The following is a 24,582-nucleotide window of genomic DNA, read 5'->3' as shown; positions in this document are numbered from 1 at the left end:
CTCCATTGACATGTCGGGGCCGAAGCCCCTGCAATTTGGCCGTGGTGTGGGTTGGTTTCAGGATCAGGCGCCGGCCTCGACGACGAAGCTCACGATGGTGGTCGCACTGCCGCCCAGGTTCAGCGTTCCATACCGCCGGGCGCCATCGACCTGACAGTCCCCGGCCTGGCCGGTTACCTGACGGGCGGCATCCAGCACCATCCGCACGCCGGTCGCGCCTACCGGATGGCCGCCGCCGATCAGGCCGCCGCTGGCGTTCACCGGAATGCGGCCGCCCGGGGCGATGTCGCCGTTCTCGATGGCCCGCCAGCTTTCGCCGGGCGGGGTGATGCCGAAATGGTCAATTGCCATGTATTCCGTGGACGTGAAGCAATCGTGCGTCTCGATCCCGTCCAGTTCCGACACGCCGGAAATTCCGGCGCGGGAAAAGGCGCTCTGGATGGCGTCGCGGACGTGCGGAAAGATGTAAGGGCTGTTCTGGCTGTGCTCCAGCTTCTCCTGCAGACGCAGGTGCGCCGTGGTGTGTCCCCAGCCGGTGATCCGTGGCACCGCGTCCAGCGACAGCCCCCGCGCCTCGGCCCAGGCCTTGGCATAGCGCGCCGACGCCAGAATGACGGCTGCGGACCCGTCGGTGATCTGGGCACAATCCTGCCGGCGGATGATGCCCTCGATCACCGGATTGGCTTCGTCATCCGCTGTGAAGCTCTCGGGCGTATACTGCCAGTCCCGGGTCTGCGCCTTGGGATTGCGGCGCCCGTTGGCGATGTTCAGGCGGGCAATCTCGGCGAGATGGTCGTATTTCAGGCCATAGCGGCGGTCGTATTCCTCGGCGACACGGTGGAACATGAACGGCCAAGGATAGGTGGCTTCCTGCCCCTCGGTCCCGACCCACATGGCCGCACCCAGGTGCTGGGCCGCTTCCTTCCCCGAAACGTTGCGTTCCAGTTCCACACCGGAGACAAGAGCGCAGTCATACCGTCCGGCTTCGATTTCGGCCGTTGCGGCCAGCATTGCGATGGATCCCGACGCGCAGGCCGCTTCGTGCCGACCAGCCGGCCGGCCATACAGTGCAGGTTCTATGGCCGCAAACATACCCCCCAGCTGACCCTGACCGGCAAACAGTTCGCCGGTGAAATTGCCCACGTGACAGGACTCTATCTCGGACGCCTCAAGCCGCGCGTCCGACAGCGCGCCCTGCACCGCATCGCGCATAAGTTCGAAAAGCCCTTCGCCCCGGCGCGCGGCGGAAATGGCGAAATCGGTCTGATGCCCGCCAAGAATGAAGATCGGTTGGGTCATGTGCTTTCCTTCGGATTGTGCGATGCGGACCGCAGTTCGGCTTCGGCCCGGGCGCGCTCGCGCAAAGGCACCTTCGACAGCTTGCCATTCAGGTTGCGTGGCAGCGGATCCGGAGTTTGGGTGACGAAATCAGGCGTCTTGTAGTCAGCCAGGCGATTGCGGACATGAGCACGCAGGTCCTGAGCGTCGATCCGGCCGTTCGCATGGACAAAGACATGGACCCGCTCTCCCAGAACCGGGCAGGGAGCCCCGACGGCAGCCACCTCGATCACTCCGGGAAACTCGTGAATGACGTTTTCAAGCTCGACGCAATAAACCTTGAAGCCGCCGCGGTTGATCATGTCCTTGATCCGGTCGTGCACGCGCAGGTAACGCTTATCATCCACCGACCCGATATCGCCGCTGCGCCAGTATCCGGCGACGAACCCCTTCCGGGTTGCCTCCGGCTGGTCCCAATAGCCTGACGCATTGCCGGGGCTGCGGATCCACAACTCGCCGTTCTCGCCGGGCGGCACCTCGCGGCCCTCTTCGTCGAGCACGCGGATATCCACGCAGGGCAGAAGGGTGCCCACGCTGTCTAGATGTTCGTTCCGCCGCGAAGGTTCGGTCAGCGAGACGGCAGACGTCGTTTCCGTGCTGCCAAACCCGTTGAGCAATTGCAGGCTTGGCAACTTGGCGGCCAGTTTGGTGATCGTGACCTCGGCCATGGCGGCGCCGCCAAAATGGCCGACCCGCCAGGCGCCAAGATCGTGGCTCTCCAGATCGGGTTCCAGCAGCAGCAGATTGTACATCGCCGGCACGAGGATCGCGGCGGTGATCTTCTCGGCCTCCAGCACATCCAGCGCCGCCGCTGCCTTGAACGCACGCTCCAGCACCACCAGGCCGCCGACATTCATCATCACCGTCAGACCGGCCAGCAGGCCCGAGATATGCGTGATCGGGATCACGAGCAGCATCCGGTCCTGCTCGGTGTAGGCGAACCGGTCCCGATAATTGCGCGCGGTGTGCCAGAACCCGAGATGGGTCAGCACAGCCCCCTTCGGGCGCCCCGTAGTGCCGGAGGTATACATGATGCAGGCCGCATCCTCATCGCGTGCCGGCGAAGGTGCATCGCAGCGCGCGTCTCCGGCCAGGGCGTCGTGCGCAACGGCCCCCCGATCGGCAAGGACAGGTCTCTGAGCGGTATCTGAGCACTCCACCAGCAGACGCACGGCGGGAATGGCTGCGGCCGGCGGCACCCTGTCGGCGAGATCGCGTTCATGCACCAGCCCGACAGCGCCACATTGGGTCAGCATATAGGCCAGTTCGTCCGCCGTCTGCCGAATGCCCACCGGGACCGCCACAGCGCCAAGCCGCCAAAGGGCGAAGAGGGTGACAACAAACTCGGAGCGGTTGCCCAGAAACAGGACCACGCGATCCCCGGCGGAAATGCCGCGCGCGGCCAGTCCGGCGGCAATTAGCGCGACCCGGTCCGACAGTTCGGCATAGGTCATCGTCTGTCCGATGTCCTTCAGCGCCGGGCGCTCGCCGTGCGCCTCGGCCGTGGCTGCCAGCATCCGGTCCAGGTTTTCCGGGCAATCGTCATAGCATGGAACGATCCGGTCGCCATACAGCACGCGATTGCGGATCATTGCTCCGCCGCTCATGCCGACACGCCCCGCGGCTCGCGCATTCTCACGGCGCCGTCGATCCGCAGGACCGAGCCGTTCAGCATCTGGTTTTCCACGCAGGCCAGCACCAGATGTGCAAATTCATCGCCCCGGCCCATCCGGTTGGGGAAGGGCACATCCGCGACCAGCCGCTGGCGCGTGTGATCCGGAATGTCACCGATCATCCCCGTCTCAAAGGTGCCAGGTGCCAGAGCCACGACACGTATTCCATACCGGGCGAGTTCGCGCGCCAGGGGCAGGGTCATCGCCGCGACCCCCGCCTTGGAACTGCCATAGGCCGCCTGTGCCGAAAGCGCCTCATAGGCCGCGACCGAGGCGGTGTTGATGATCACGCCCCGATCCTCGCCGTCCAGCGCCACCTGTGGATTCCCCTTGGCAAGGCCGGCCGCGAACAGGCGCATCGTGTTGAAGGTGCCGGTCAGGTTCACGTCGATCACCCGGCGGAACCGATCCATCGCCCGGGGCGTTATCTGCCCTGTCTCACGGTCGATCTGGAAAACCCGCGCCGGTCCAAGGATGCCAGCGCAATTGACCAGGATCGTCGGGCAGCCCAACTCCTGTTCGACACGGGCAAAGGCAGTCTCCATCTGCGCGGCATCAACCACGTCGCCCTGAATCGCCATCGCCAGTTCAGGCAGGGCGGCAGGGTCGGTCCCGTCGCGCGGCGGCAGGTCGATCCCGACGACCCGCGCGCCGCGTTGTGTCAGGGCCTGCGCCACGGCGCGCCCCAACCCCGAGCCAGAGCCGGTGACGATCGCGATTTGTCCTTTCGGATCCATTCTGTTCCCCTGACCTAGAGGCGCGCGGGCATGCGCAGCCCGCCGTCCAGCCGGATGGTCTCTCCGTTGACCATCGGATTGCCGATCACAAAGCGGACGGCATCCGCGAATTCTTCGGCTGTCCCCGCGCGCCGGGGAAACGGCGGCAGGGCCGCAAAGACCACGTCACGGGATTTCTGCGGCAGACCTTCGGTCATCGGGGTTCGAAAGACACCTGGTGCGATGGCCGCAACGCGGATTCCCTGTTCGCCCAGTTCACGGGCCAGGGGAAGAACCATCCCGGCGACGCCGCCTTTGGACGCGGCATAGGCTGCCTGACCGACCTGACCGTCGAAGGCCGCAATGGACGAGGTAAGAACGATCGTTCCGGCCTCGGCGCCATCCGGCCCGGCGCGTCCGCGTCGGATCATCTGCGGCACGACGCAGCGGATGCAGTTCAGCGAACCCATCAGGTTGACGTCGAGAACGCGACGAAACTCCGCCAGGTCCATTGGCGCGCCGCGGCGCACGATGGACCCCGGCGTTGCGATCCCGGCGCAGCAGATCAGGATGGAAACGGGACCATAGGCCGCCTCGATCTCGTCGAAGCAAGCCTCGGCGGCGGCATCGTCGGAAACATCCAGCGCAAGCCCGTGCACCGCTTGTGCGGCCGCGGCGTCTGCGACCCGTCCGGCGTCGACATCCAGAATGACCACCGTCGCGCCGGCATCCCGAAGCATCCGCGCGGTGCCGAGCCCCAGCCCGGAAGCGCCCCCCGTGACCACCGCCACCCGGCCCGCAAGCCCGGCGGACATGCCTGTCCGGTCATTTCCCAAAGTCATCCCCCCGTGGCCGATCGGCCCGCTATTCGCTTGCGCAGACCCCTCCCGGCCTGTGACTGTTACTGGTGAGTAACAGCTGTTCCGGAACCTAGCCACAGAGCGTGAACCTGTCAACGCAACGTCGTATCGAAAGCCAAATGCGAAGGAAGGAATTGATTTTCCGAGGCTTCTTGGCGTTTACGTGTATCCGGGAGACGAGCTTTGCCGGCTTTTCCGCGCGCTGAGCCCAGATCAGGGGCGCGTGGGATGCTGCAATGGGGGAGAGGCATGGGCGATTCAGATACGAATTTCCGCGAGATGATCGCCGACGAATGGCGCGGCGCGCTGAACGATTCGGAGCGCAAACAGGAGATGCGGCGGCTGACTCTCGTCCGCGCTGCAGGGCGCGCCTTCGGCCGCAAGGGGTTTCACAAGACAACGCTGGACGAGATTGCAGCAGAACTGTCGGTGACCAAGCCGATGCTCTACCGCTATGTCAAAAGCAAACAGGAAATCCTGTACGAGTGCCACCAGATGGCAATCACCATGGCGGAAGAGGCTTACGAATCTGCCATGACGACCGGGCAAAGACCTCTGGAACGGATCGGCCTGTTTGCCGAGGACTATGTCGCCCGCATCACAAGCACGCTGGGTTCCTGCGTGGTTCTGACCGAATTCTTCTCGATGACGCATGAAGACACCATCCGCATCCAGACCCGGCGTGCCCGGCTGGACCGCCAACTGCGCAGTCTGGTTGCCGATGCGATAAAGCAGGGCGAGATTGCCCCCTGCGACCCCAAGATGGCGGTCTTCTTCTTCATGGGCGCCATCAACGGAATCAGCCGCTGGTTCATGGCGGATGGAACTTTGGAAGGCCCTGAAATCGCACGGATTTTTGCTGCACACATCACCGCCAGCCTGAACCCGATCGCGTTGCAATCCGCGGATCAGTAGCGCGACGCGTCTCCGATGAATGTGCGACTCCCCGAAGATCAGCCGCGTCGCACGGCCTCCTCGCCACTTCCGGCCGCCAGCACGCCGCGGGCCCGCAGGTCGGCTATGCGGGCGGCGGAATAGCCCAGGGCACTCAGGATGGCGTCGCCGTGCTCTCCCAACTCCGGCGCGGGGTGGCGGATATCGCAGCCATCCGGCGCCACCTTCACCGGAAATCCCAGCATCTGGACCGGCCCGTGCGCACCATGCGGCACTTCGAGCACCATGTCCCGGTGCCGCACCTGCGGATCCTCCAGCACCTCGGGCACCGTCATTACGGGCCCGGTCGGAACCCCGCCCTTGTTCAGTCGCTCGATCCATGTGGCCGAGCCTTCGGTCAGCAGGATCGGTTCGATCTCGGCGCGGATTGCCCGGCGGTCGGCCATCCGCTTTTCGTTGGTGTCAAAGCGCGGATCGGTCAGCAGATCCTCGCGGCCCAGCACCTTGAGAAGCCGGGCGTAGATCATGTCGTTGCTGGGGGCGATGGCGATGGGCGTATCGGCCGTCTGGAACAACCCGTAAGGCGCCACCAGTGGATGGTCGTTGCCGCTGCGTTCGGGCGGCTGGCCCGAGGCCAGCGTATCGCTGGCCATATAGCTCAGCAGGCTGATCAGGCTGTCGGTCAGCCCGACGTCGACGCTCTGAAACCGGCGGTTTTCGCGCGGACCCGCCAGTGTGGCCGCAACGCCGAGCGCCGCATAGAGACCGGCGACCAGATCGGAAATCGGCAGGCCGCTGCGCAGGGGTTCGTCGTCGCGGTTGCCGTTGACGCTCATGAATCCGCTCATCGCCTGGGCGATGAAGTCGAAGGACGGGCGCTGGGCATAGGGGCCATCCGCACCGAAGCCGCTGATGTGGCAGACCACCAGCCTCGGGTTGAGCGCCTCAAGCGCCTGGTCGGAAAAGCCCATGTCGGCAAGCACACCGGCGCGGAAATTCTCGACCAGAACGTCGGCATCGCGGACCAGATCGCTCAGCACTTCCAGACCCTCGGGGCTGCGCAGGTCCAGCGCCACGGATCGCTTGTTGCGATTATAGCTCGCGAAATACCAGCTCAGACCGTTCCGACCCTTGCCCTGGCGGCGCAGCGGATCGCCGGACGGGGTCTCGATCTTGATCACGTCCGCCCCGAAATCCGCCAGCAACTGGGTACAGAACGGGCCCGATATGATCCGGGTCAGGTCGATCACGCGGATGCCCTTCAGGCTCATGCCAATTCCTTCCTGCTTGGGTGGGCCTAGCCGGCCGCGCGTTTCATCTCGGCAAGGGCGGTGGTCGTGCCCACCGGACTTGCGCGCAGCAGATGCGCGGGCAACTTGCGGTCGAGCACGGTTTCGAACCAGTGCCCGGCTTCGATCAGCGCGCCAAGATCCAGCCCGGTGTCATGACCCTCCAGATGAAGGAAATGGACCAGATCCTCGGTCGAGACATTGCCCGTCGCGCCCGGTGCAAAGGGACAGCCCCCCACGCCGCCAAGGGCGCTTTCGTATCTGTCCACACCCTCGGCTATGCCGGTCAGCACATTGGCCAGCGACATGTCGCGGGTGTTGTGAAAATGCAGGACAAGTGTGGTGTCGGGCAGGGCGGAGCGCATCGCCCGAACCAGTTCGCGCACGCGCGAAGGCCATGCGGTGCCAATCGTGTCGCCCAGCTTGATTGTCTCGACGCCCATGTCCGTCATGCGCCGCGCAACCTCGACCACGCGCGTGACGGGCACGTCGCCCTCGAACGGGCAGCCGAAACTGGTTGCGATGGCGCCCACGGGCACGACGCCCTCTTGCCGGGCAAGGTCGATGACAGGTTTCAGCCGATTCAGCGCCTCCTGCGTGCTGGTGTTCGAATTGGCCTGCGAATGGCTCTCGCTGGCCGAAGCGAAACAGACCCACTCGTCCAGTCCAAGCGCGGCGGCGCGCTCGGCTCCGCGCAGGTTCGGCACCAGCGCCTCGACGATCAGGCCCGCGCGGTTGGGTAGACCTTTCACCACTTCCTCGGCATCGGCCAGCGCCGGCACCGCCCGAGGCGAAACGAAGGATGTGACCTCGAACCGCGTCATCCCCGACCGCGCAATACGGTCGATCAGTTCGATCTTCTGCGCCGTCGATACGGGATGGCTTTCATTCTGCAAACCGTCGCGCGAGGCGACCTCGGTGATTGTGACCTGCATGATCATCTCCTTGCGCAAAGGTGAGGGTGTGCCGCCCCGGTCCTCCGACGCCCGCCGCACTCTGTCCCGGTCAATGCATCACCTGCGGCAGGAAGGTGACGAGCGACGGGAAAAAGACGAGCAGGACCAGGGTCAGAAGGATCGGCACCATGAAGGGAAGAACCGAAATCACGACCTTTTCGAAGGGCATACCGGTCAGCTCCGTCAGCACGAACAGCACGTTCCCGAACGGCGGTGTGATGACGCCGATCGACAGGGTGATCACCATCAGAACGCCGAACCAGACCGGGTCGATGCCCAGCGACTGCACGGTCAGCATGAAGATCGGCGTGAAGATCAGAACCGCCTCGACCACGCTCATGAAGCAGCCGATGACCAGGAAGAACAGCAGGATCAAAAGCACCGCCTGGGTTTCGCCCAGGTTCATGTCCAGCAGCGCCATGGCCAGTTCCTGGGGAATCCGCAGGCGGACCAGCAGCCAGCCGTAGAAGGTCGCGATGGCAATGATGAACAGAATGACCGAGGTAAAGCGCACGGTGCGGCGCAGGGCATCGACAAATTCCAGCAATCGGACGTCGCGATAGATCACCGTTCCCAGCAGGAAGGCGTAAATGCAGGCGACCGCGCCGGCCTCGGTCGGCGTGAAGACGCCGGTCCAGATGCCGCCGATGATGATGAAGGGTGTCGTGAGCGGCGGGATGGCGCGCAGGAACAGGCGCAATACTTCGCTCCTTGGCACCCGGACGGTGCCCGGCAGGTCAAGCCAGTACGACGACAGGAAAACGGCAATCGACAGGCCGACGGCGATGATAAGTCCGGGAATGACCCCCGCCATGAACAGCGCGGCGATCGAAGTGCCCGACAGCCAGCCATAGACCACCAGCGCGACCGAGGGCGGGATCACCGGGCTGATGATCGACGTGGCGCCGGTGATGCCGACGGAAAACCGCTGCGGATACCCCCGCTCGCGCATCGCCTTCATCTCCAGCTGGCCGATTCCGGCGACGTCGGCGACGGCGGTGGCCGACATGCCCGCGAAGATAACGCTGGCCAGAACGTTGACATGCCCCAGACCACCGCGCAGAGGGCCGACCAGGGCGGTGGCAAAGTTGAAAATCCGCGCGTTGCTCGAGCCGGTATTCATCAGCGAGGCGGCCAGGATGAAGAAAGGCACCGCGATGATGGGGAAGTTGTTCAGCCCGCTCAGCATCTGCATGGCAAACAGCTCGGCCGGGATATGCGAAACCCCGCCCTGGGCGATCAGGACGACAAGGCACGTCAGACCGATTGAAATGGCAACCGGAACGCCAAAGGCGAACAGGAAGATCATCACACCCAGAAAGATCAGGAGGTAGTCCATTCGCTCTTCGTTTCCGTGTTGCTTAGAACCGCCTGTCCGTTCCGGACAAGCTGGAGCAGGTAGGCGATGCTGAAGGCGATCATGGCAACGGTGCCGACCAGCAGCGCGAGGTAAAGCCAGGTAAAGCTGATGCCGAGCGCAGTCGTGTGGTTGTTCGCGCTGGCGAACATCATGAAATAGGCGCCCTTGGCGATCACCGCGAAAAGCACAAGCGACGCAATTTCGATCACGATGCACAGGCCCACACGTGCCCGCAGCGGGATCCGGCGCAGTATGATGTCGATCGCAATATGCCGGCGCAGTCCCCAGGCTCCGGCCGCTCCCATCATGACGCTCCAGGCCAGAAGGGCGGCGGCGACTTCTTCCGCCCATGGCACCGAGAGCTTCAGCATCTCGCGCGCCACGACCGAATAGAAGACCGAGAGCACGAGGCCCAGCATCAGGACCATGCCCGCACCCTCGAAAACGCCCGCCCCCAGTTCAACCAGGGACGGGCGCCGATGTTCGCGCTTGGGCGTCATTTCGATGAGGCCGCGATGCTTGCCTTGATGTCATCCGCCACGGTGGGTGCCATGCCGGACATCGCCCGCTCGATGGCCGGTGCGGCCTTTTCGCGGAAGGGCGCCTGATCGACGTCGATGAACTCCATGCCCTTCTCGATCAGCGCGTCGCGATAGAAGGAGTCCTTTTCGGTCTCGACCTGTGTGCCATACTGCCGGGCTTCGGCCACCGCCTCCGAGATCGCGGTGCGCTGTTCGTCGGTCAGCCCATCCCACCATTGCGCCGAGGCGACCCAGTGCCAGGGGAACGACAGGTGCGAGGTTGTGATGATGAATTTCTGCACCTCCCACATCTGGCGGGTATAGGGCGATGCGAGGCTGTTCTCGTGCGCCTGCACCTGCCCGGTCCTCATCGCAAGGTAGATGTCCGAAGAAGGGATCACCACGGCCTGGATGCCCAGTTGTTCCCAGACGTCGATCCACACCGGGATCTTCGGCATCCGCATCGGCAGGCCCTCCAGATCGTCCGGGGTATGGATCGCCTTGTTCGATGTCATGTGCCGGAAGGCGCGCTTTTGCGGTCCGAGATAGACGAGATTGCCGCGTTCTCGGGCCAGCTCCTGCATCTTCTTACCGGATTCGGTGTCCATGATGTAATGTTCCACCGACTCCCAGTTGGGCAGGACGAAGGGCACGGAAACTGCGTTATACTCGGCGGCATACTGACCCATGAAGGCCCCGCCGGTGAGAGCCATCTGGGTCTGGCCGATATTCAGCAGTTCCAGCACCTCGGCTTCGCTGCCAAGCTGGCTGTTGAGGTAGATGTTGACCTCGAAATCGTCGCCCAGCTTGTCCTTGATCAGTTCCTGGAACTTGACCAGAGCGGCTTCTTCCGAACCGCCGGTGCCCATCGTGTTGTGAATTTCGATCGTTCCGGCCAATGCCGGCGCAATTCCGAATCCGATCGTTGCGGCAACGGCAAAGGCCGCACCCTGAACTAGTCGCGTGAACGCCATCCGCTGGCTCCTCCCCTTCATTTCCCTCGCCCAGACTCCGGGGCAGCCGACATGAGCATGCCCGGTGTTCTGGTCCGATGAGCGATAGGCAAACGACCCGCAGAGAGACCGGCAAAGGGGTCTCTTCACCGCAAGCCATTGAAACCTAACGCCTCGCTCCTCCACCACCGCATCGCGCAGGGCAGAGGCGGCAGCGTCTGACAGGCTAGTGGGCGGGGTTTCGGGCAACAAGTGCTGAATCCGGGCGGCTGTGTGCCGGAAATCGCAACACGGCAGGATCAGGCGAAGGAAGATACCGCTGCGGCACGGTCCAGCAGGAACGCGCGGAACAGCGCGGCGGTCTTCGACAGGGTAACATCCGTCCGCTGAATCAGGCTGATCTCGCGCTCGGCCCAGGTCTCCAGGATCGGGACCGCCACGATGGGCATGGCGCGCTCGTAGGGGCGCACGAACTGTTCGGGCAGGATCGCTATCCCATGCCCATTTGCCACCAGGATGCGCGCCACTTCGTTCGTGTTCGCCATATAGCGATAGGTGAACTCGCTGCTGCCCAAGACCGATACCCGCCGGATCAGCCGCGTCATCGAACTGCCCTCGATCACCCCGATGCTGGGATAGGACGACATGTCGGCAAGCGTCGCACCCGGCTGGCTCGCAAGGTCATGTCCCTGCGGGACCGCCAGGACCAGCCTGTCGGTGCAATAGCGCGTGCAGTCGATCTCCGTCGGCAGACGGAAGGTGCGCGAGATCAGTCCAAGCTCGGTCTGTTTGCTGACGACAGAGGCCACCACCTTCGGACTGATCTGTTCGAACAATTCGATTCCGATATGCGGATAGAGATCCGTGAATGCCTTCAGGTCCTGGGCCAATCCGTTGACGAATGCCGATCCGTTTGCGCTCAGCAGCAGGCTTCCGGCTTCGCCGCTGCTCAGGCGGTTGAGCTCGGCATGGGCGCCGCCGATCGCCGCGAAGATGTCGCGCGCCTTGGAGGCCATGACATGTCCCGCCTCGGAAACCTCGACACCGCGAGAATGCCGGATGAAAAACGGTTGTCCGAAATTGCTCTCGAGTTCTGCCAGCCGGCGGCTGATGGCCGAGGGCGACAGGTTCAGGCTTTCCGAGGCCGATCGGATACTGCCGGTGTCGATCACCGTCAAAAAGATGCGCAGGGTCGCCAGGTCGAACCGGGCGAGGGGGAAATCTGTCGGTTCCCTGTTCACGGCGCGCGCTCCCCTTCAGCCGGCTCACCCAGGCCGATGCGGCCGGCCCCGATTGCCTGCCGTTTCCACATGCGACCGGTCATAGCCGGAATGCGGGGGTCCGGACAACTGCAGGCGAGGCCGAACATCTGTGCGCTATCCAGGACGTCGCGGTTGTGACAAGAGGTGCAGCGAGCCGGGGCCAACGGATCCGGGCGCAAAAGTCGGAAGCAGGGTCGGACACGTGGGAAGCACTCGGGCATCGGAGGGCATAGGGCGCAATATCACCCTCTTGGTGCTTGCCGAGATTGGCGCGATGTCGCTCTGGTTCGTCTCGGCCGCCATCCTGCCGGAACTGACGAAGGAAATGGCGCTGGCGCCCTGGCGGGCAGGCCTGCTGTCGACGGCGGTACAAATCGGTTTTGTGCTCGGCGCCCTGGCGCTGGCGATCCACGGCACCTCCGACCGCTTCGACCCGCGCCGCGTCTTTGCGGTCAGCGCTCTTGTCGCCGCACTCTCGACCACTGCGCTGGTCGCGCTGCCACCGGGCAGTTTCGGCCAGATTGCGGCGAGGTCGCTCACGGGCTTCTGCCTCGCCGGCGCCTATCCGGTCGGCATGAAGATCGCCGTCGGCTGGACGGTGCGGAGGCGAGGCCTGATCGTTGGCATCCTCGTCGGCGCGCTGACGCTCGGCTCGGCCGCGCCACACGGTCTGGCGCTGCTGGGCGGGGCCGACTGGCGGATCACCGTGTTTCTCGCCTCGGGGCTTGCCACCGTGGGAGCGGGGCTGGTTCTGCTGATGAAGCTCGGCCCGCACCATGCCACCGCGCCAGCACGCTTCGATCCCGCGGCGCTGACGCTCGCCTGGCGCAGCCGCCCGGTGCGTCTCGCCTACGCCGGCTATCTCTGCCACATGTGGGAGCTCTACGCCTTCTGGGCCTGGATTGCGCTCGCCCTGAGGGCCTCTTTCCAGCTCGCGGGCCTGGCCGAAGCGGCCCAAACCGCGCGCCTGGTGGCCTTTGCGGCCATCGCGCTGGGCGGGCTGTTCTGCGTTCCTGCCGGCGCTCTGGCCGACCGGATCGGCAAGGCCCGGGTTGCCGGCGCTACCATGGCGATCAGCGGAACGCTGGCTCTGGCCACGGCGGTCAGCTTCGGCGGCGCGCCTTGGCTGACTGCGCTGCTGGCGATCCTCTGGGGCATCTTCGTGATCCCCGACAGCGCGCAGTTCTCGGCGCTCGTCGCTGACGCCGCGCCGCCTGACAGGGCTGGCAGCCTGATGACCTTCCAGACCGCGCTCGGCTTCCTGCTCACGGCAGTCACCATCCAGACCGCGCCGATCCTGGCCGGTGCCTTCGGGTGGCCCGTGGTACTGGCCGCCTTCGGCATCGGCCCGCTGATCGGGGTCGAGGCGATGCGGCGTCTCGACCATCTGCGCCGTGCTTCTCTGCTTCGCTGAAATCGAACGGAATAACCGGCGCGTTCAAGGCGTCGTCATCGGCCGGGATGATCCGCCGAGGCGCGACACTCAATAGACCGCTTCGAGTTTCGAAGTCATTTCCGGATGAAGGCGCACCTCCTCCACGCTCGCCCGCAGATCGCGCAGATAGTCCTCGCAGGCCTGTCCGTCATGCAGCATCGACAGCATCGCATGCATCCCGCGCGGCGCCTTGGTCAGGCCCGGCAGCCAGCCGCGCTCGACCATGCGGTCAGCCACCGCAAGGATGTTGAGGCTCTTCGATCCGAAGTTGATGATCGAGACATCGGGCTGCGCCCAAAGCTCCAGCCCTTCGATGGCCTCAATCCCCGCGCAATAGCGGTCAACCATCGCGGCAAGGCGGCGGGCGGCGTCGCGATACCCTTCCTCGCCCAGATAGTTCAGAACGGCCCAGGCGCCTGCGACCGCACCACCCGGACGGGTGCCCGCGAGGGTCGCCGTGGAAAACGACCCGCTGGGCCAGGCATCAGCCTTGAAGGTCGCACGGTCGAGATCGGCCTTGTCGCGATAGAAAACGGTCGAGGCCGGTTTCGGGCAGAACCCGAATTTGTGCAGATCGGCCGAAAGCGAACGCACCCCAGGGAAATGGAAATCGAAATCCGGCGTCGGCCTGCCGTTGCGCGTGAAGAAGGGCGCGATCCAGCCGCCCACGCAGGCGTCGACATGCAGCCATATCCCTTCGGCCAGCGCCAGGTCGCTCAACTCGCCGATCGGGTCGATGACGCCATGGGGAAAGCAGGGGGCCGAGCCGACCAGCAGGATCGTGCGCTCGTCGATCAGTTCTGCCATAGCTTCAACGTCGACGCGGCGATCCTCGCGCAGCGGTGCGCGGCGCATCTCGAGATCCATCCCATTCGCCGCCTTGTCAAAGGCCGGGTGCACGGTGATCGGCACAACGATATTCAGTGCGGTGCCCCGATCCGCGCCGGTGCGCGCCCGGTAGGCATCCCGCGCCGCCTTGACCGCGATGAAGATGCTCTCGCTGCCGCCTGACGTGAAAGCGGCGCCGGCGCCAGCGGGCGCACGAAACAGGTCGAGCCCGAAATCCAGAACATCCTTCTCCATCGAGCCGATGCCATGGAAGGCCCGCAGGCGGCCCAGCGCATTCTCGCTGAAGCACTCAAAAAACGCATCGCGGCCGACTTCATAGGTCTTCTGGTCGTTGCGGAACACGAACACCGGCGACCGTCCGTCCTTCCAGGCCACGTCCTTGGCGGATCGCGCACGTATCTCGGCCTGAAGCTCGCTCCAGCTGCGGCCGGTGGCAGGGAAGTGTCGGCGAGTGTCGGTCATTTTTCTTGTTCCTTGATTATCTGTTGTCGGAAGGCGCGGTGTGTCACTCGCCGGTTTCGAAATGGGCGATGATCCGGCGCGTTCCGTCCACCAGGTCGCGGGTGATGACCGCGCGGGCCTGCACCGGGTCCTGCGCCCGCAGCGCGGCGATCACTGCCTTGTGGTTTTCATAGCCCGCAAGCGACCTGCGATAGTTGTGCGACAGCCGGTTGCGCGTCGGCCCGGCCCTCAGCCAGAGCCGGTCAATAATACCCATCAGCGTGGGCTGATCGGACGCCCGGTAGAGCGTCAGGTGAAACTCTGAATCCAGCAACAGCGCATCGCGGAAGCGCTCTTCCCCTATCGCGGCGGCGAGGGCTTCGTTGACCTTCTCCAGTTGCTGAATCTGCGCCTTCTCGATCCGCGGCGCCGCGGCCTCGGCCGCCAGCGGTTCCAGCGCGATCCGGATCTTGGCGATCTCGCGATATTCGGCCAGCGTCAGCGTCGCGGCGGAAAAGGTCCGGTTCAGCGCCACATCCAGCGCGCCTTCGTTTGCCAGCCTTACCATGGCCTCGCGGGCCGGTGTCAGGCTCACCCCCAGGTCCTTGCAGATCCGCCGCGCGGTTATCTTTTCGCCGGGATCCCACATGCCCACCAGCAGACCGTGCCGCAGCCGGTCATAGACCTGCTCGGTCAGCGTCGACCCGCGTTCGATGGTCGGCAGGTCCGAGACCGGGGCCGCAGCTTGCAGCATCTGTTCCAGGTGCACGGCCATCTTTACTCTCCTTCCGTCAGCTTCAGCGCTTGTGTTGGCGCGCGCTGACAAACCGTTTTTCGATCCATCGCCCATACCACGATATGCCGCCGCACATGACCGCATAGATGAGCCCGGCAAACACATAGGCCTCGACATAGAAACCGATCCAGTCCGGGTCGGCGAGGGTCGCCTTGGTGGTCCCGAGCAAATCCATCATCGCGACGATCACCACCAGCGATGTCCCTTTCAGGGCGCTGATGATCATGTTCACGATGGCCGGCAGAACGATCACGAAAGCCTGGGGCAGCACGACCTTGCCCATCATCGGCGCATAGCGCATCCCCAGTGATCGGCAGGCCTCGTACTGACCGCGCGGGACAGACTGCAAGCCGCCCCGCAGCACTTCGGCCATGTAGGCGGCGAAGAAGATCACGATCCCGGTCAGGGCACGGCCGATACCGCCCGGCGTCAGCCCCTCGGGCAGGATCACCGGCATCACGATCGATGCCATGAACAGTACGCTGATCAGTGGCACGCCCCGGATCGCCTCGATATAGATCGTCGCTGCAATCCGGAAGACCGGCAGTTTCGAGAACCGCGCCAGCGCCACCGGAACCGACAGCACAAGGCCGAACCCGGTGCCGAAGACGGTCAGCAGGATGGTCAGCGGCAGCCCGCCCCAGTCGTTGCTATCGACCGGCGTCAGGCCCAGCACTCCGCCCGCCATCAGCAGGAAGTAGGCGGCCAGACCGACGGCCCAGGCCAGCGCCAGGCGCCGCCCCCAGAAGGTGGGCGTCAGCGAGGCGATGACCAGCGCGACCAGAAGCGCAGTGGCCAGCAGGGCCCGCCATTGCTCCTCGAGCGGAAACCGCCCGAAGATGATCAGCCGAAACTTGTCGCGGATGAAGGCCCAGCAAGCGCCGCTGCCCTGCGGGCAGGCGCTGCCGTTCTCTCCGGTCCAGACGGCGTCGATCAGGCCCCATTCCACCACGGGCTTCAGGATCGCCGCAAAGGCCAGCAGCGCCAGCAGGTTCAGAACTGCCGCCAGCGGCGAACGGAACAGGTTGCGCAGCGGAGCGATGACGGCGCTGGACATCACCTTTGCTCCAGCTGGACGCGCGCATTCACCAGATTGAGCAGCGCGGATATGATCAGGCTTAGGGTCAGATAGATGATCATGATCAGCGCGATGCATTCGATCGACCGGTTGGTCTCTGCCAGGGTGATATTGGCCACGCGCACCACCTCCGGATAGCCGATCGCCACGGCGAGCGAGCTTTCCTTGGTCAGGCTCAGATAGGAATTCGTCATCGGCGGCGTGATGATGCGCAGCGTCTGGGGAATGATGATCAGCCGCATGATCTTGCGCCGGTGAAGCCCCAGCGCATAGCCCGCCTCGGTCTGTCCGGCCGGAATGCCCTGAATGCCGGCGCGGATGATCTCGGCGTTGAAGGCTGCGGTGTAAAGCGTCAGCCCGATCAGCATCGCGGTAAACTCGGGCGACAGCGCCCAGCCGCCGCGGAAATTGAACCCCGCCAGCGCGGGCGTCTCGATGTCCAGCGGCGCCCCGAAGGCGAGGAAGACCACCGCGGGCGGCACCAGGATCAGCGCCATCTGCCAGAGCCCCGGGAAATCAACATACCTCCGCCGCGCGATCTTGCGCAGGATGACTGTCAGCACAGCCCCCGCCAACAGCGCCAGCCCGACCCAGGCATAGGCCGGATCGTAGCGTACCGCCGGAACAAAGAGACCGCGATTGGTCAGATAGACGCCCTCGACCGGTGACAGAGCCTGTTTGACCACGGGCAGGCCGCGCAGCAGGAAGGTGTGCCAGAAGATCAGCTGCAGCAGCAGCGGGATGTTGCGGAACACCTCGATATAGACCCGGCAGAACCGTGCCATCAAAACGCTGGGCGACAGTTGCCCCAGCGCAATGACAAGGCCAAGGAGGGTCGACAGCACGATGCCGCAGACCGCCACCTTGATCGTGTTCAGAAGCCCCACCAGGAAGGCGCGGAAATAGGTGTCGCCCGCCTTGTAGGGGATCAGGCTCTCGCCCAGTTCGAAACTGGCCCTCTCCCAGAGAAAGCCGAACCCGGACTGGGCGCTCTCGCGGCCCTCGATTCCGGATGCGACCTGCATCATGCCCCAGACCACGGCCGCAACCAGCGCGACGAAGGCGATCTGCGCCTGCACGTCACGCTGCCGCAACCTGGCCGAAAGGCGCATCCGAAGGGATGCGCCCCGGAAAAGGGCCGGTGTCTTCATTGCCAGCCGGGGGCCGTCATGGCACCGCCGTCACGCAGCAGTGCGTTCAGACCACGCGGCACCTTCAGCGGGCTGTTGGCCCCAAGGTTGTTGTCGTAGAACTCGCCATAGTTCCCTACGGCCTTGATGACATTCACCATCCAGTCGTTGCTCACGCCCATGTCCTGGCCGATGGTGCCTTCCACGCCCAGCAGGCGCTGCACCCGCGGATCGGTCGAATTGGCGACCATCTCGTCGACATTCGCCTTGGTCACGCCCAGCTCCTCGGCGGTCACCATGCCGAAATGCATCCACTGCAACAACTTGTAGAAGCGGGGCGAGCCTTCGCGGATCATCGGCGCCTCGTAGGACTTGGCGATCACGTCCTCGAAGATGACATGGTCGTCCGGGTTTTCCGCCTTCTGACGGCGGATCGCCAGATAGGGCGGCTCCATCGTCACCGCATCGCAGCGGTTGTCGAAATACATGGCGAACATCTGGTCGCTGTTCTCGGCGGCGACCGGCGTAAAGCTCATCTTGTTGGAGGTGAAATAGTCGGCCAGGTAGCGCTCGGTTACCGTACCTGCCAAAACGCAGATCGTGGCGCCGTCCATCTGGTCGTAGTCTGTGGCACTGGTCGACTTGTGGACCATCAGGCCCTGACCGGTCATCATGTTCGGACCGATATAGCTGAACCCAAGCGTCGTATCGCGCGAGATCGTGGCGGTGACGCTGCGCGACAGGATGTCGACCTCCCCCGATGCCAGCACCGGGAATTTCTGCGCACCGGTCACGGCAGTGAATTTCACCTTGTCCGGCGTTCCGAAAATGGCAGCCGATGCGGCCTTGCAGAAGTCGACGTCAAAGCCGCTCCACTTGCCCTGGTCATCGAGAAACCCGATGCCGGCCATATAGTCCATCGTGCCGCAGGTCAGCTCTCCCCGTGCCTTGATCTCATCCAGAAGGTCCGCTGCCATCGCTCCGCTGGCGCACAGGCCAACCACCGCGGCGACGGTCGAAAATAGACGCAGTCTCATTGTCAGTTCCTCTCTGCTGCGTGGCCGATGTTCTTGGTGGACGCCCCGGCCACCGGGACATGTGAATGGTCAAATTTGTGATATGTGAGATGTGATATATCACAAAGTCAACGATTCGATCCCCTGATCACTAGCTCTGCCAAGGCGGAGCAGGGGGCACAGGGCAGGATCAGTGATATGACGGTGAAGGAATATACAGGAAGTTCAGTGCGGCCTCGGCCTGCCCAGCCCCCAATCAGACTGATGCACCCGCTTGGAACGCTTGCGCTTCACAGGTCGGCGAGTTTTAAGCGCAACCGCCAAAGCAGCGACACAGCATAACGGCCACCCATCCTGTGCCGCCCGGATCGTGCACTCGTCAGGTCCGAGGCATGGGCCGCAGCCCGTCGATGAAGATGTCCAGCAGCCTCAGGATCTGCTCGCGCCATCCCGGACCCGGCGCGCGGGCATAACAAAGCGCATACATCGTCTGCATCAGGTCTTCTGCCGTCACGCCGTCGCGGACACGGCCTTCGGCGGCGGCGCGTGCAAGCAGACGGTTGATCGTCTTCGAAAGGCGCTCAGACAGTTGGGCATAGGTCTGTTTCGATTCGTCGGTCATCACCACAGAGAGGGCACCCAGCATGCCTCGCTTGGTTTCAACCAGCGCCACGTTAGAATGCAGCCAACGGCGCACGGCGTTCAAGGGATCGGCGTCGGCCTCCATCGCTTCCGCCGACTGCACGAGCGTTTCAAGGTCGTGGCTGAACACCGCGTGAAACAGAGCCTCGCGGGTCGGAAAGTGACGGTACAGCGTACCGATCCCCACGCCAGCCTGCCGCGCCACCGCCTCCAGGCTGGCATTCGGCCCGCCCTTTCCCAGAACCTCCCGTGCTGCACTGATCAGCAGTTCGCGGTTCTTCAGGGCGTCGGCCCGTGGTTTTCGCATACGCGGTTCGGCCAAGAGTTATTCTTCCTCTTGAAAAACGGAGGCATCCTCCGTATAAATGTATCTGTCGGGCGCGGAACGCTTTCGAACCGATCATACGGACTTATCCCACCGGGCGCGAGAGCCCGCTATTCACACCATCACACATGAAGGGGGGACATATGTCACTCTCCATTCGCTTGACGATCAATGGCGCGCCGCGTGACATCGAGCTGAACGATGCTCGCGTGACCCTTCTCGACCTGCTGCGCGAACGCCTGGCGATGCCCGGCACCAAGAAGGGCTGCGACCGTGGACAATGCGGCGCCTGCACGGTTCTGCTGAACGGGCGGCGCGTCAATTCCTGCCTGACGCTGGCCGCAACGCTGGACGGTGCCGAAGTCATGACCATCGAGGGGCTGGCCGACGGAGACCGGTTGCACCCCGTGCAGGCCGCCTTCATCGACCATGACGGTTTCCAGTGTGGCTATTGCACGCCGGGCCAGATCATGAGCGCGGTCGGGCTCATCTCCGAGGGGCGCGCGGGCGACGACCCCGACCGCATCCGTGAAGGGATGAGCGGCAATATCTGCCGCTGTGCCGCCTATCACGGGATCACACTGGCCGTGCAGGACGCGACCCGGCGCATGGCCGAGACCGACAGGGAGACCGCGGCATGAAACCCTTCGATTTCGTCCAGCCGGCCACCATCGATCAGGCCTTCGAGGTCTGGACCCCCGGCTCCGATTGGCTCGCCGGCGGCACGAATTTGGTCGACCTGATGAAAACCGGCGCCCGCTTGCCGGACAAGCTCATCGACATCACCCGCTTGCCGGGCCTGAGCGCGATCGAGACTTTACCCGACGGCGCAACCCGCATCGGCGCACTGGTACGCAATGCCGATCTTGCCGACGATCTCGCTTTTGTCCGCCGCTTTCCGATGGTGGCCGAGGCGCTGCTTTCCGGGGCCTCGGGCCAGTTGCGCAACGTGGCCACCGTGGCCGGAAACCTGATGCAAAGCACCCGCTGCGCCTGGTTTCAGGATCCGAACGCCGCCTGCAACCGCCGCGCCGCCGGGACCGGCTGCGATGCGCAGGGCAGCGCCGAGGACAACCTGGCCCTGCTCGGCTGGAGCGAGGGCTGCATCGCCACCAACCCTTCCGACTTCTGCGTTCCGCTCGTCGCTTTGGATGCGGTGGTAGAGGTCCGGGGCCGGAACGGCGAGCGCGACATTCCTCTCGCCGCGTTCCATCGACTTCCCGGCGACGCACCCCATCGCGAAACCGCGCTGGAGCCCGGCGATCTGATCCTCGCGGTGCGGCTGCCCGCCAGCGCCACCGCCTTCGCTGCCAACGCCCGCTACCTGAAGGTGCGCGACCGGACGTCCTTCGCCTTCGCCACGGCCTCCGCCTCCGCCGCGCTCACCTTCGACGGCCCTCGCATCGCCGAGGCGCGGCTTGCGGTGGGCGCCGTCGCGGCCAGACCCTGGCGCGTCGCCGAGGCCGAGGCGCTCCTGAATGGCCAGGCTCCCGACCCCGATCTCTTCGACCGCGCGGCCGCGGCGGCCTTGGCCGGTGCCCGCCCCTCCGCGCGCAACGCCTGGAAGATCGACCTCGCCCGCCGCACGGCCGTGCGGGCCCTGACCCTCGCTGCGGCCGGCACCCCCGCGCGGCTCCCCGCCTTTCCCGCCTCCGTCTTCGGCGGCCCTGACCGAGAACCCGCTCATGTCTGACACCCACGCCCGAACCATCCGCTTCGGCTCCAGCTCCGGCCAGCCGGTCTCGCGCCGCGACGGCATCGCCAAGGTCACCGGCGCCGCCACCTTTGCCGCCGACAACGCGCCGCCCGGCCTGCTCCATGCCGTCATCCTGCCCGCCACCATTGCCCGCGGCCGCGTGACCGCCCTCGACGTCGCGGCCGCTTCTGCCCATCCCGGCGTGGCCCAGGTGATGACCCCGCAGAACCGTCCGCCGCTCCAGGGCGATCCTTCGGAGAAGCCAACCATGTTCTCCTTCCGCATCGAGGTGCTGCAGGACGACACCGTCCGCTATGCCGGCCAGCCCATCGCCCTCGTCCTGGGCGAAACGCTCGAGGCCGCAACCGAAGGCGCGCGCCTGTTGAACCCGCGCTACGCCATGGACCCGCCGCGCACCGCGCTGGGCGACGCGCCTCCCGAGGCCATTGCACCCACCGGCTTCGGTACCCCTGCCGATACCACTCATGGCGATATCGAGGCCGGTCATGCCGCGGCCCGCCAGGCGATCGACGTGATCTACGAAACCCCCGCCCAGTATCACAACGCGATGGAAACCCACGCCGTCGTCGCCGCCTGGGACGGCGACTGCCTGACGCTGGACATGCCCAGTCAGGCCCTGAACCTGTCCTGCGCCGGATACGCCTATTTCTTCGGCATCCCGGCCGAGAACGTGACGGTCCGCAGCCCCTATCTGGGCGGTGGCTTTGGGTCCAAGGCCATCCCCACCGGACCGCAGGTGCTGGCGATCCTCGCCGCCCGACACACCGGACGCCCGGTCAAGCTGATGCTGACGCGCCAGCAGATGTTCGGCCCCGTCGGCCATCGCGGCGCCACACGGCAGCGCTTGCGGCTGGGCATCGACGAGGCCGGCGCACTGACGGTGATCGACCATGAAGGCCTCGCGGAAACCTCGACCTTCGACGACTTTCTCGAAGGTGCCGCCAATGCCGCGCACGGGCTCTATGCCGCCCCCGCGATCCGGTCGTCCCACAAGGCCGTGCGGCTGGACATCGGCACGCCCGGACCAATGCGCGCCCCGGGCGAGGCCTCGGGTTCTGCCGTGCTCGAATGTGCGATGGACGAACTGGCCTTCGCCGCCGGGATCGACCCGCTCGACTTCCGGCTCAGGAACTATGCCGAAACAGAACCCGGCACCGGGCGGCCCTTCTCGTCCAAGGCGCTGCGCGAATGCTATGCCAAAGGGGCCGAGCGTTTTGGCTGGGCCGGCCGTCCGCAGCAGCCGCGCCAGATGCGCGACAGCAATGGCCTGCTGACCGGCTGGGGGATGGGCACCGCGCTCTTCCCCTGCCCGATGTTCGGGGCCGAGGCGCGCGCCACATTGCGCCCGGACGGCACCGCGCTGGTCGAAACCTCTGCCGCCGACATGGGGCAGGGGTCGTGGACCTCGCTCGCCCAGATCGCCGCCGACAGCCTGGGCCTGCCGCTCGACAAGGTGGAATTTCACGCCGGGCATTCGGCGCTGCCCGACGGTGGGGTGGCGGGCGGCTCGGGCCACACGGCCACGGCCGGGAGCGCGCTGCACGGCGCCGGTCTCGACGTGATCCGGCAACTGGGCGAGATCGCCGCCGCCGATCCGGCCTCGCCGCTGCACGGCGCGGGCAATGCCACCCTTGTCGCACGGGACGGGTGGCTTCATGTCGATGGCGACAACAGCCGAAGGGACAGCTTCGCGGATATCCTTGCGCGCAACGGCGGAAACCCGTTGTCGGGCAAGGGCAACGGTTTTCGTTCGCCGGAAGACGCGGCCCGCCACGCGATGATGTCACACGGGGCGGTCTTTGCCGAGGTCAAGGTCGACCCCGATCTGGGTCAGGTGCGGGTCAGCCGGCTGGTCGGCGCCTTCGCGGCGGGGCGGATCATCAATCCGAAGCTGGCGGAAAGCCAGCTGATGGGAGGAATGATCTGGGGAATCTCCTTTGCCCTGCACGAGGCCGCGCGCCATGACCGGAAAACAGGGCGCATCCTGAACGCCGATTTCGCCGGTTACCATGTGCCGGTGAATGCCGATGTGAGCGGGCTTGATGTCCTGATGATCCACGAGGACGATCCGCATGTGAACGTGCTTGGCGTCAAGGGGGTGGGCGAGATCGGCATTGTCGGCACGGTCGGCGCTGTGGCCAACGCAATATGGCACGCCACAGGACAACGTGTCCGGCACTTCCCGATACGTATTGAGGACCTTTTGGCGGCCTGACGCGCCGTCCCGGACCGCAGCGGCTCAGGCCGCTCGGTTTCTGGCTCACGCTTTGGCAATCACCTGACACGATACGCCTTTCGCCCCTTGGACCTCGCTTCGCACTCCCGTATTCGGGCTGGGCAGGAAAGGGAAATTTGATGCGCAAGGTGTTATCGTGTCTGGCGGCGTGGCTTATGACGATAACGGCCGGCCCGCTTGCGGCGCAGGGCCGCGTGGTCTGCACCCTCGCCGTGGAAGTCGGATCATCAGCGCCCCTGATCCGCGACGGAACCTGCGACGAGCGGATCTCGGCGGCCTCGACCTTCAAGATCGCCATCAGCCTCATGGGGTTCGACAGCGGGATTTTCACCGCACCCGACGCCCCGGAATGGCCTTTCGAGGAAGGCTATGCCGACTGGAACCCGAAATGGCGCCAAGCCACCACGCCGGCAACCTGGATGCGCGACTCGGTCGTTTGGTATTCGCAGCAGGCCACGATGCGGCTGGGTGCCGAGCGTTTCGCGGCCTATGTGCGCGGATTTGACTATGGCAATCGGGATGTGTCGGGCGATTCCGGCAAGAACAATGGGCTGACGCACGCGTGGCTCAGCTCTTCGCTCCAGATTTCTCCGGTCGAACAGGTCGCATTCCTGACCCGCATGATCGAAGGGCAGTTACCTGTTTCGCCCGATGCGGTGGCGCAGACGCGGACGCTGATGTCGCTCGGCCGGCAACCGGGCGGCTGGGAGGTCTATGGCAAGACCGGCACCGGTCTTCCGTTTGGCCCGGACGGTGCCCTGCTGCGCGGCCAGCCCTTCGGCTGGTATGTCGGCTGGGCGGAACGGGACGATAGAATCGTCGTCTTCGCGCGGCTGATGCGCTTCGATTCACGCCCGAAGGTCTCTGCGGGTTTTCAGGCCCGTGACAGCCTGCTCGCGGATCTGTTCGGCGCGGGTGTCGGGTTGAACTGATCGGAAAGAGGCGCCCTGCCGGGGAACAGAATCCGAAAGCGGATCGTTCACTGGCGTCATCCCCATGGGTTTCAAGGAACGTCTTAAGGGTATGTTAGCGGTATCGGTATAAGTTTCAATAACTTGACCCCCCGTCCTAGCTGGGACGCTCCCTCTTGCCTCC

22 protein-coding genes are annotated in these 24,582 nt (G+C 64.9%); 6 read left to right on the top strand and 16 right to left on the bottom strand.

Features of this window, described 5'->3' with window-relative positions; translation table 11 throughout:
* Positions 1-63: 63 nt before the first annotated feature.
* Genes ACFO5X_RS02985 through ACFO5X_RS02970 form a run of 4 tightly spaced genes read right to left on the bottom strand, consistent with a single transcriptional unit; the run spans position 64 to position 4,542 of the window.
* On the bottom strand, positions 64-1,299 hold the full coding sequence (locus tag ACFO5X_RS02985; RefSeq protein ID WP_380715742.1) for an acetyl-CoA acetyltransferase: 1,236 nt from the start codon (positions 1,297-1,299) through the stop codon (positions 64-66).
* Positions 1,296-2,945: a class I adenylate-forming enzyme family protein gene (locus tag ACFO5X_RS02980; RefSeq protein WP_380715741.1), complete on the bottom strand. Its 1,650-nt coding sequence runs from the start codon at positions 2,943-2,945 to the stop codon at positions 1,296-1,298. Before ACFO5X_RS02980 ends, ACFO5X_RS02985 begins: the two co-directional genes overlap by 4 nt.
* On the bottom strand, positions 2,942-3,748 hold the full coding sequence (locus ACFO5X_RS02975; protein WP_380715740.1) for an SDR family NAD(P)-dependent oxidoreductase: 807 nt from the start codon (positions 3,746-3,748) through the stop codon (positions 2,942-2,944). Before ACFO5X_RS02975 ends, ACFO5X_RS02980 begins: the two co-directional genes overlap by 4 nt.
* Positions 3,749-3,762: 14 nt before the next feature.
* Positions 3,763-4,542 (bottom strand): SDR family NAD(P)-dependent oxidoreductase, encoded by a 780-nt coding sequence (locus ACFO5X_RS02970; RefSeq protein WP_380715739.1) that lies wholly within the window; start codon positions 4,540-4,542, stop codon positions 3,763-3,765.
* A gap of 294 nt (positions 4,543-4,836) precedes the next feature.
* On the opposite strand from ACFO5X_RS02970, the gene ACFO5X_RS02965 reads away from it, so the two are divergent.
* Positions 4,837-5,502: a TetR/AcrR family transcriptional regulator gene (locus tag ACFO5X_RS02965; protein ID WP_380715737.1), complete on the top strand. Its 666-nt coding sequence runs from the start codon at positions 4,837-4,839 to the stop codon at positions 5,500-5,502.
* Positions 5,503-5,540: 38 nt separating this feature from the next.
* Here the strand turns inward: ACFO5X_RS02965 and ACFO5X_RS02960 are convergent, their stop codons facing one another.
* From ACFO5X_RS02960 to ACFO5X_RS02935, 6 genes are all read right to left on the bottom strand, one after another.
* Positions 5,541-6,752 carry a CaiB/BaiF CoA transferase family protein gene (locus ACFO5X_RS02960; RefSeq protein ID WP_380715735.1) on the bottom strand — a complete coding sequence of 404 codons (1,212 nt, stop codon included), beginning with the start codon at positions 6,750-6,752 and terminating at the stop codon, positions 5,541-5,543.
* A 26-nt stretch (positions 6,753-6,778) separates the two neighbouring features.
* Complete coding sequence (locus ACFO5X_RS02955) at positions 6,779-7,705, bottom strand: hydroxymethylglutaryl-CoA lyase (protein ID WP_380715734.1); 927 nt, start codon at positions 7,703-7,705, stop codon at positions 6,779-6,781.
* Positions 7,706-7,775: 70 nt separating this feature from the next.
* Entirely contained in the window at positions 7,776-9,065 is a 1,290-nt protein-coding gene (locus ACFO5X_RS02950) for a TRAP transporter large permease (RefSeq protein WP_380715732.1), read from the bottom strand.
* Positions 9,050-9,514 carry a TRAP transporter small permease gene (locus ACFO5X_RS02945; RefSeq protein WP_380715730.1) on the bottom strand — a complete coding sequence of 155 codons (465 nt, stop codon included), beginning with the start codon at positions 9,512-9,514 and terminating at the stop codon, positions 9,050-9,052. The genes ACFO5X_RS02950 and ACFO5X_RS02945 overlap by 16 nt, the downstream gene beginning before the upstream one ends.
* 68 nt (positions 9,515-9,582) lie before the next feature.
* Complete coding sequence (locus ACFO5X_RS02940; RefSeq protein ID WP_380715728.1) at positions 9,583-10,581, bottom strand: TRAP transporter substrate-binding protein; 999 nt, start codon at positions 10,579-10,581, stop codon at positions 9,583-9,585.
* Positions 10,582-10,859: 278 nt separating this feature from the next.
* Positions 10,860-11,801 (bottom strand): LysR family transcriptional regulator, encoded by a 942-nt coding sequence (locus ACFO5X_RS02935; RefSeq protein WP_380715726.1) that lies wholly within the window; start codon positions 11,799-11,801, stop codon positions 10,860-10,862.
* A 223-nt stretch (positions 11,802-12,024) separates the two neighbouring features.
* Between ACFO5X_RS02935 and ACFO5X_RS02930 the strand changes: the two genes are divergently transcribed.
* Positions 12,025-13,236, top strand: a complete 1,212-nt coding sequence (locus ACFO5X_RS02930) for an MFS transporter (RefSeq protein ID WP_380715724.1) — start codon at positions 12,025-12,027, stop codon at positions 13,234-13,236.
* Positions 13,237-13,305: 69 nt separating this feature from the next.
* Here the strand turns inward: ACFO5X_RS02930 and ACFO5X_RS02925 are convergent, their stop codons facing one another.
* The 6 genes from ACFO5X_RS02925 to ACFO5X_RS02900 form a co-directional block, all read right to left on the bottom strand.
* The gene (locus tag ACFO5X_RS02925; RefSeq protein ID WP_380715722.1) at positions 13,306-14,568 is read right to left on the bottom strand and encodes a pyridoxal phosphate-dependent decarboxylase family protein; all 1,263 of its coding nucleotides are present in this window, start codon (positions 14,566-14,568) and stop codon (positions 13,306-13,308) included.
* A gap of 43 nt (positions 14,569-14,611) precedes the next feature.
* Entirely contained in the window at positions 14,612-15,322 is a 711-nt protein-coding gene (locus ACFO5X_RS02920) for a GntR family transcriptional regulator (RefSeq protein ID WP_380715721.1), read from the bottom strand.
* A gap of 22 nt (positions 15,323-15,344) precedes the next feature.
* Positions 15,345-16,400 carry an amino acid ABC transporter permease gene (locus ACFO5X_RS02915; RefSeq protein WP_380715719.1) on the bottom strand — a complete coding sequence of 352 codons (1,056 nt, stop codon included), beginning with the start codon at positions 16,398-16,400 and terminating at the stop codon, positions 15,345-15,347.
* Positions 16,400-17,533, bottom strand: coding sequence for an amino acid ABC transporter permease (locus ACFO5X_RS02910; protein WP_380715717.1), 1,134 nt, complete (start codon positions 17,531-17,533; stop codon positions 16,400-16,402). Before ACFO5X_RS02910 ends, ACFO5X_RS02915 begins: the two co-directional genes overlap by 1 nt.
* 35 nt (positions 17,534-17,568) lie before the next feature.
* Positions 17,569-18,588, bottom strand: coding sequence for an amino acid ABC transporter substrate-binding protein (locus ACFO5X_RS02905; protein ID WP_380715714.1), 1,020 nt, complete (start codon positions 18,586-18,588; stop codon positions 17,569-17,571).
* A gap of 358 nt (positions 18,589-18,946) precedes the next feature.
* Positions 18,947-19,531: a TetR/AcrR family transcriptional regulator gene (locus ACFO5X_RS02900; RefSeq protein ID WP_380715711.1), complete on the bottom strand. Its 585-nt coding sequence runs from the start codon at positions 19,529-19,531 to the stop codon at positions 18,947-18,949.
* Between the two features lie 146 nt (positions 19,532-19,677).
* Here ACFO5X_RS02900 and ACFO5X_RS02895 point away from each other — a divergent pair, with 146 nt between their 5' ends.
* From ACFO5X_RS02895 to blaOXA, 4 genes are all read left to right on the top strand, one after another.
* Positions 19,678-20,175, top strand: coding sequence for a (2Fe-2S)-binding protein (locus ACFO5X_RS02895; RefSeq protein WP_380715710.1), 498 nt, complete (start codon positions 19,678-19,680; stop codon positions 20,173-20,175).
* Positions 20,172-21,227 carry an FAD binding domain-containing protein gene (locus ACFO5X_RS02890; RefSeq protein ID WP_380715708.1) on the top strand — a complete coding sequence of 352 codons (1,056 nt, stop codon included), beginning with the start codon at positions 20,172-20,174 and terminating at the stop codon, positions 21,225-21,227. The genes ACFO5X_RS02895 and ACFO5X_RS02890 overlap by 4 nt, the downstream gene beginning before the upstream one ends.
* Positions 21,220-23,466, top strand: coding sequence for a xanthine dehydrogenase family protein molybdopterin-binding subunit (locus ACFO5X_RS02885; RefSeq protein ID WP_380715706.1), 2,247 nt, complete (start codon positions 21,220-21,222; stop codon positions 23,464-23,466). Before ACFO5X_RS02890 ends, ACFO5X_RS02885 begins: the two co-directional genes overlap by 8 nt.
* 176 nt (positions 23,467-23,642) lie before the next feature.
* On the top strand, positions 23,643-24,419 hold the full coding sequence (gene blaOXA, locus ACFO5X_RS02880) for a class D beta-lactamase (RefSeq protein WP_380715704.1): 777 nt from the start codon (positions 23,643-23,645) through the stop codon (positions 24,417-24,419).
* Positions 24,420-24,582: the final 163 nt, after the last annotated feature.

The organism is Seohaeicola nanhaiensis (genome assembly GCF_042654245.1).
Classification (GTDB): Bacteria; Pseudomonadota; Alphaproteobacteria; order Rhodobacterales; family Rhodobacteraceae; genus Seohaeicola_A; species Seohaeicola_A nanhaiensis.
The sequence above is the reverse complement of the archived record's forward strand: the minus strand, read 5'-3'. Positions and strand labels throughout refer to the sequence as shown.

Bases quoted from the DNA above. Each gene is read 5' to 3' on its own strand.
- ACFO5X_RS02970 (WP_380715739.1), bottom strand. From the start codon at position 4,542: ATGTCCGCCGGGCTTGCGGGCCGGGTGGCGGTGGTCACGGGGGGCGCT.
- ACFO5X_RS02965 (WP_380715737.1), top strand. From the start codon at position 4,837: ATGGGCGATTCAGATACGAATTTCCGCGAGATGATCGCCGACGAATGG.
- ACFO5X_RS02925 (WP_380715722.1), bottom strand. From the start codon at position 14,568: ATGACCGACACTCGCCGACACTTCCCTGCCACCGGCCGCAGCTGGAGC.
- ACFO5X_RS02890 (WP_380715708.1), top strand. From the start codon at position 20,172: ATGAAACCCTTCGATTTCGTCCAGCCGGCCACCATCGATCAGGCCTTC.
- ACFO5X_RS02950 (WP_380715732.1), bottom strand. From the start codon at position 9,065: ATGGACTACCTCCTGATCTTTCTGGGTGTGATGATCTTCCTGTTCGCC.
- ACFO5X_RS02985 (WP_380715742.1), bottom strand. From the start codon at position 1,299: ATGACCCAACCGATCTTCATTCTTGGCGGGCATCAGACCGATTTCGCC.
- ACFO5X_RS02905 (WP_380715714.1), bottom strand. From the start codon at position 18,588: ATGAGACTGCGTCTATTTTCGACCGTCGCCGCGGTGGTTGGCCTGTGC.
- ACFO5X_RS02945 (WP_380715730.1), bottom strand. From the start codon at position 9,514: ATGGTCCTGATGCTGGGCCTCGTGCTCTCGGTCTTCTATTCGGTCGTG.
- ACFO5X_RS02955 (WP_380715734.1), bottom strand. From the start codon at position 7,705: ATGCAGGTCACAATCACCGAGGTCGCCTCGCGCGACGGTTTGCAGAAT.
- ACFO5X_RS02960 (WP_380715735.1), bottom strand. From the start codon at position 6,752: ATGAGCCTGAAGGGCATCCGCGTGATCGACCTGACCCGGATCATATCG.
- ACFO5X_RS02980 (WP_380715741.1), bottom strand. From the start codon at position 2,945: ATGAGCGGCGGAGCAATGATCCGCAATCGCGTGCTGTATGGCGACCGG.
- ACFO5X_RS02975 (WP_380715740.1), bottom strand. From the start codon at position 3,748: ATGGATCCGAAAGGACAAATCGCGATCGTCACCGGCTCTGGCTCGGGG.
- ACFO5X_RS02915 (WP_380715719.1), bottom strand. From the start codon at position 16,400: ATGTCCAGCGCCGTCATCGCTCCGCTGCGCAACCTGTTCCGTTCGCCG.
- ACFO5X_RS02940 (WP_380715728.1), bottom strand. From the start codon at position 10,581: ATGGCGTTCACGCGACTAGTTCAGGGTGCGGCCTTTGCCGTTGCCGCA.
- ACFO5X_RS02885 (WP_380715706.1), top strand. From the start codon at position 21,220: ATGTCTGACACCCACGCCCGAACCATCCGCTTCGGCTCCAGCTCCGGC.
- blaOXA (WP_380715704.1), top strand. From the start codon at position 23,643: ATGACGATAACGGCCGGCCCGCTTGCGGCGCAGGGCCGCGTGGTCTGC.
- ACFO5X_RS02895 (WP_380715710.1), top strand. From the start codon at position 19,678: ATGTCACTCTCCATTCGCTTGACGATCAATGGCGCGCCGCGTGACATC.
- ACFO5X_RS02910 (WP_380715717.1), bottom strand. From the start codon at position 17,533: ATGCGCCTTTCGGCCAGGTTGCGGCAGCGTGACGTGCAGGCGCAGATC.
- ACFO5X_RS02920 (WP_380715721.1), bottom strand. From the start codon at position 15,322: ATGGCCGTGCACCTGGAACAGATGCTGCAAGCTGCGGCCCCGGTCTCG.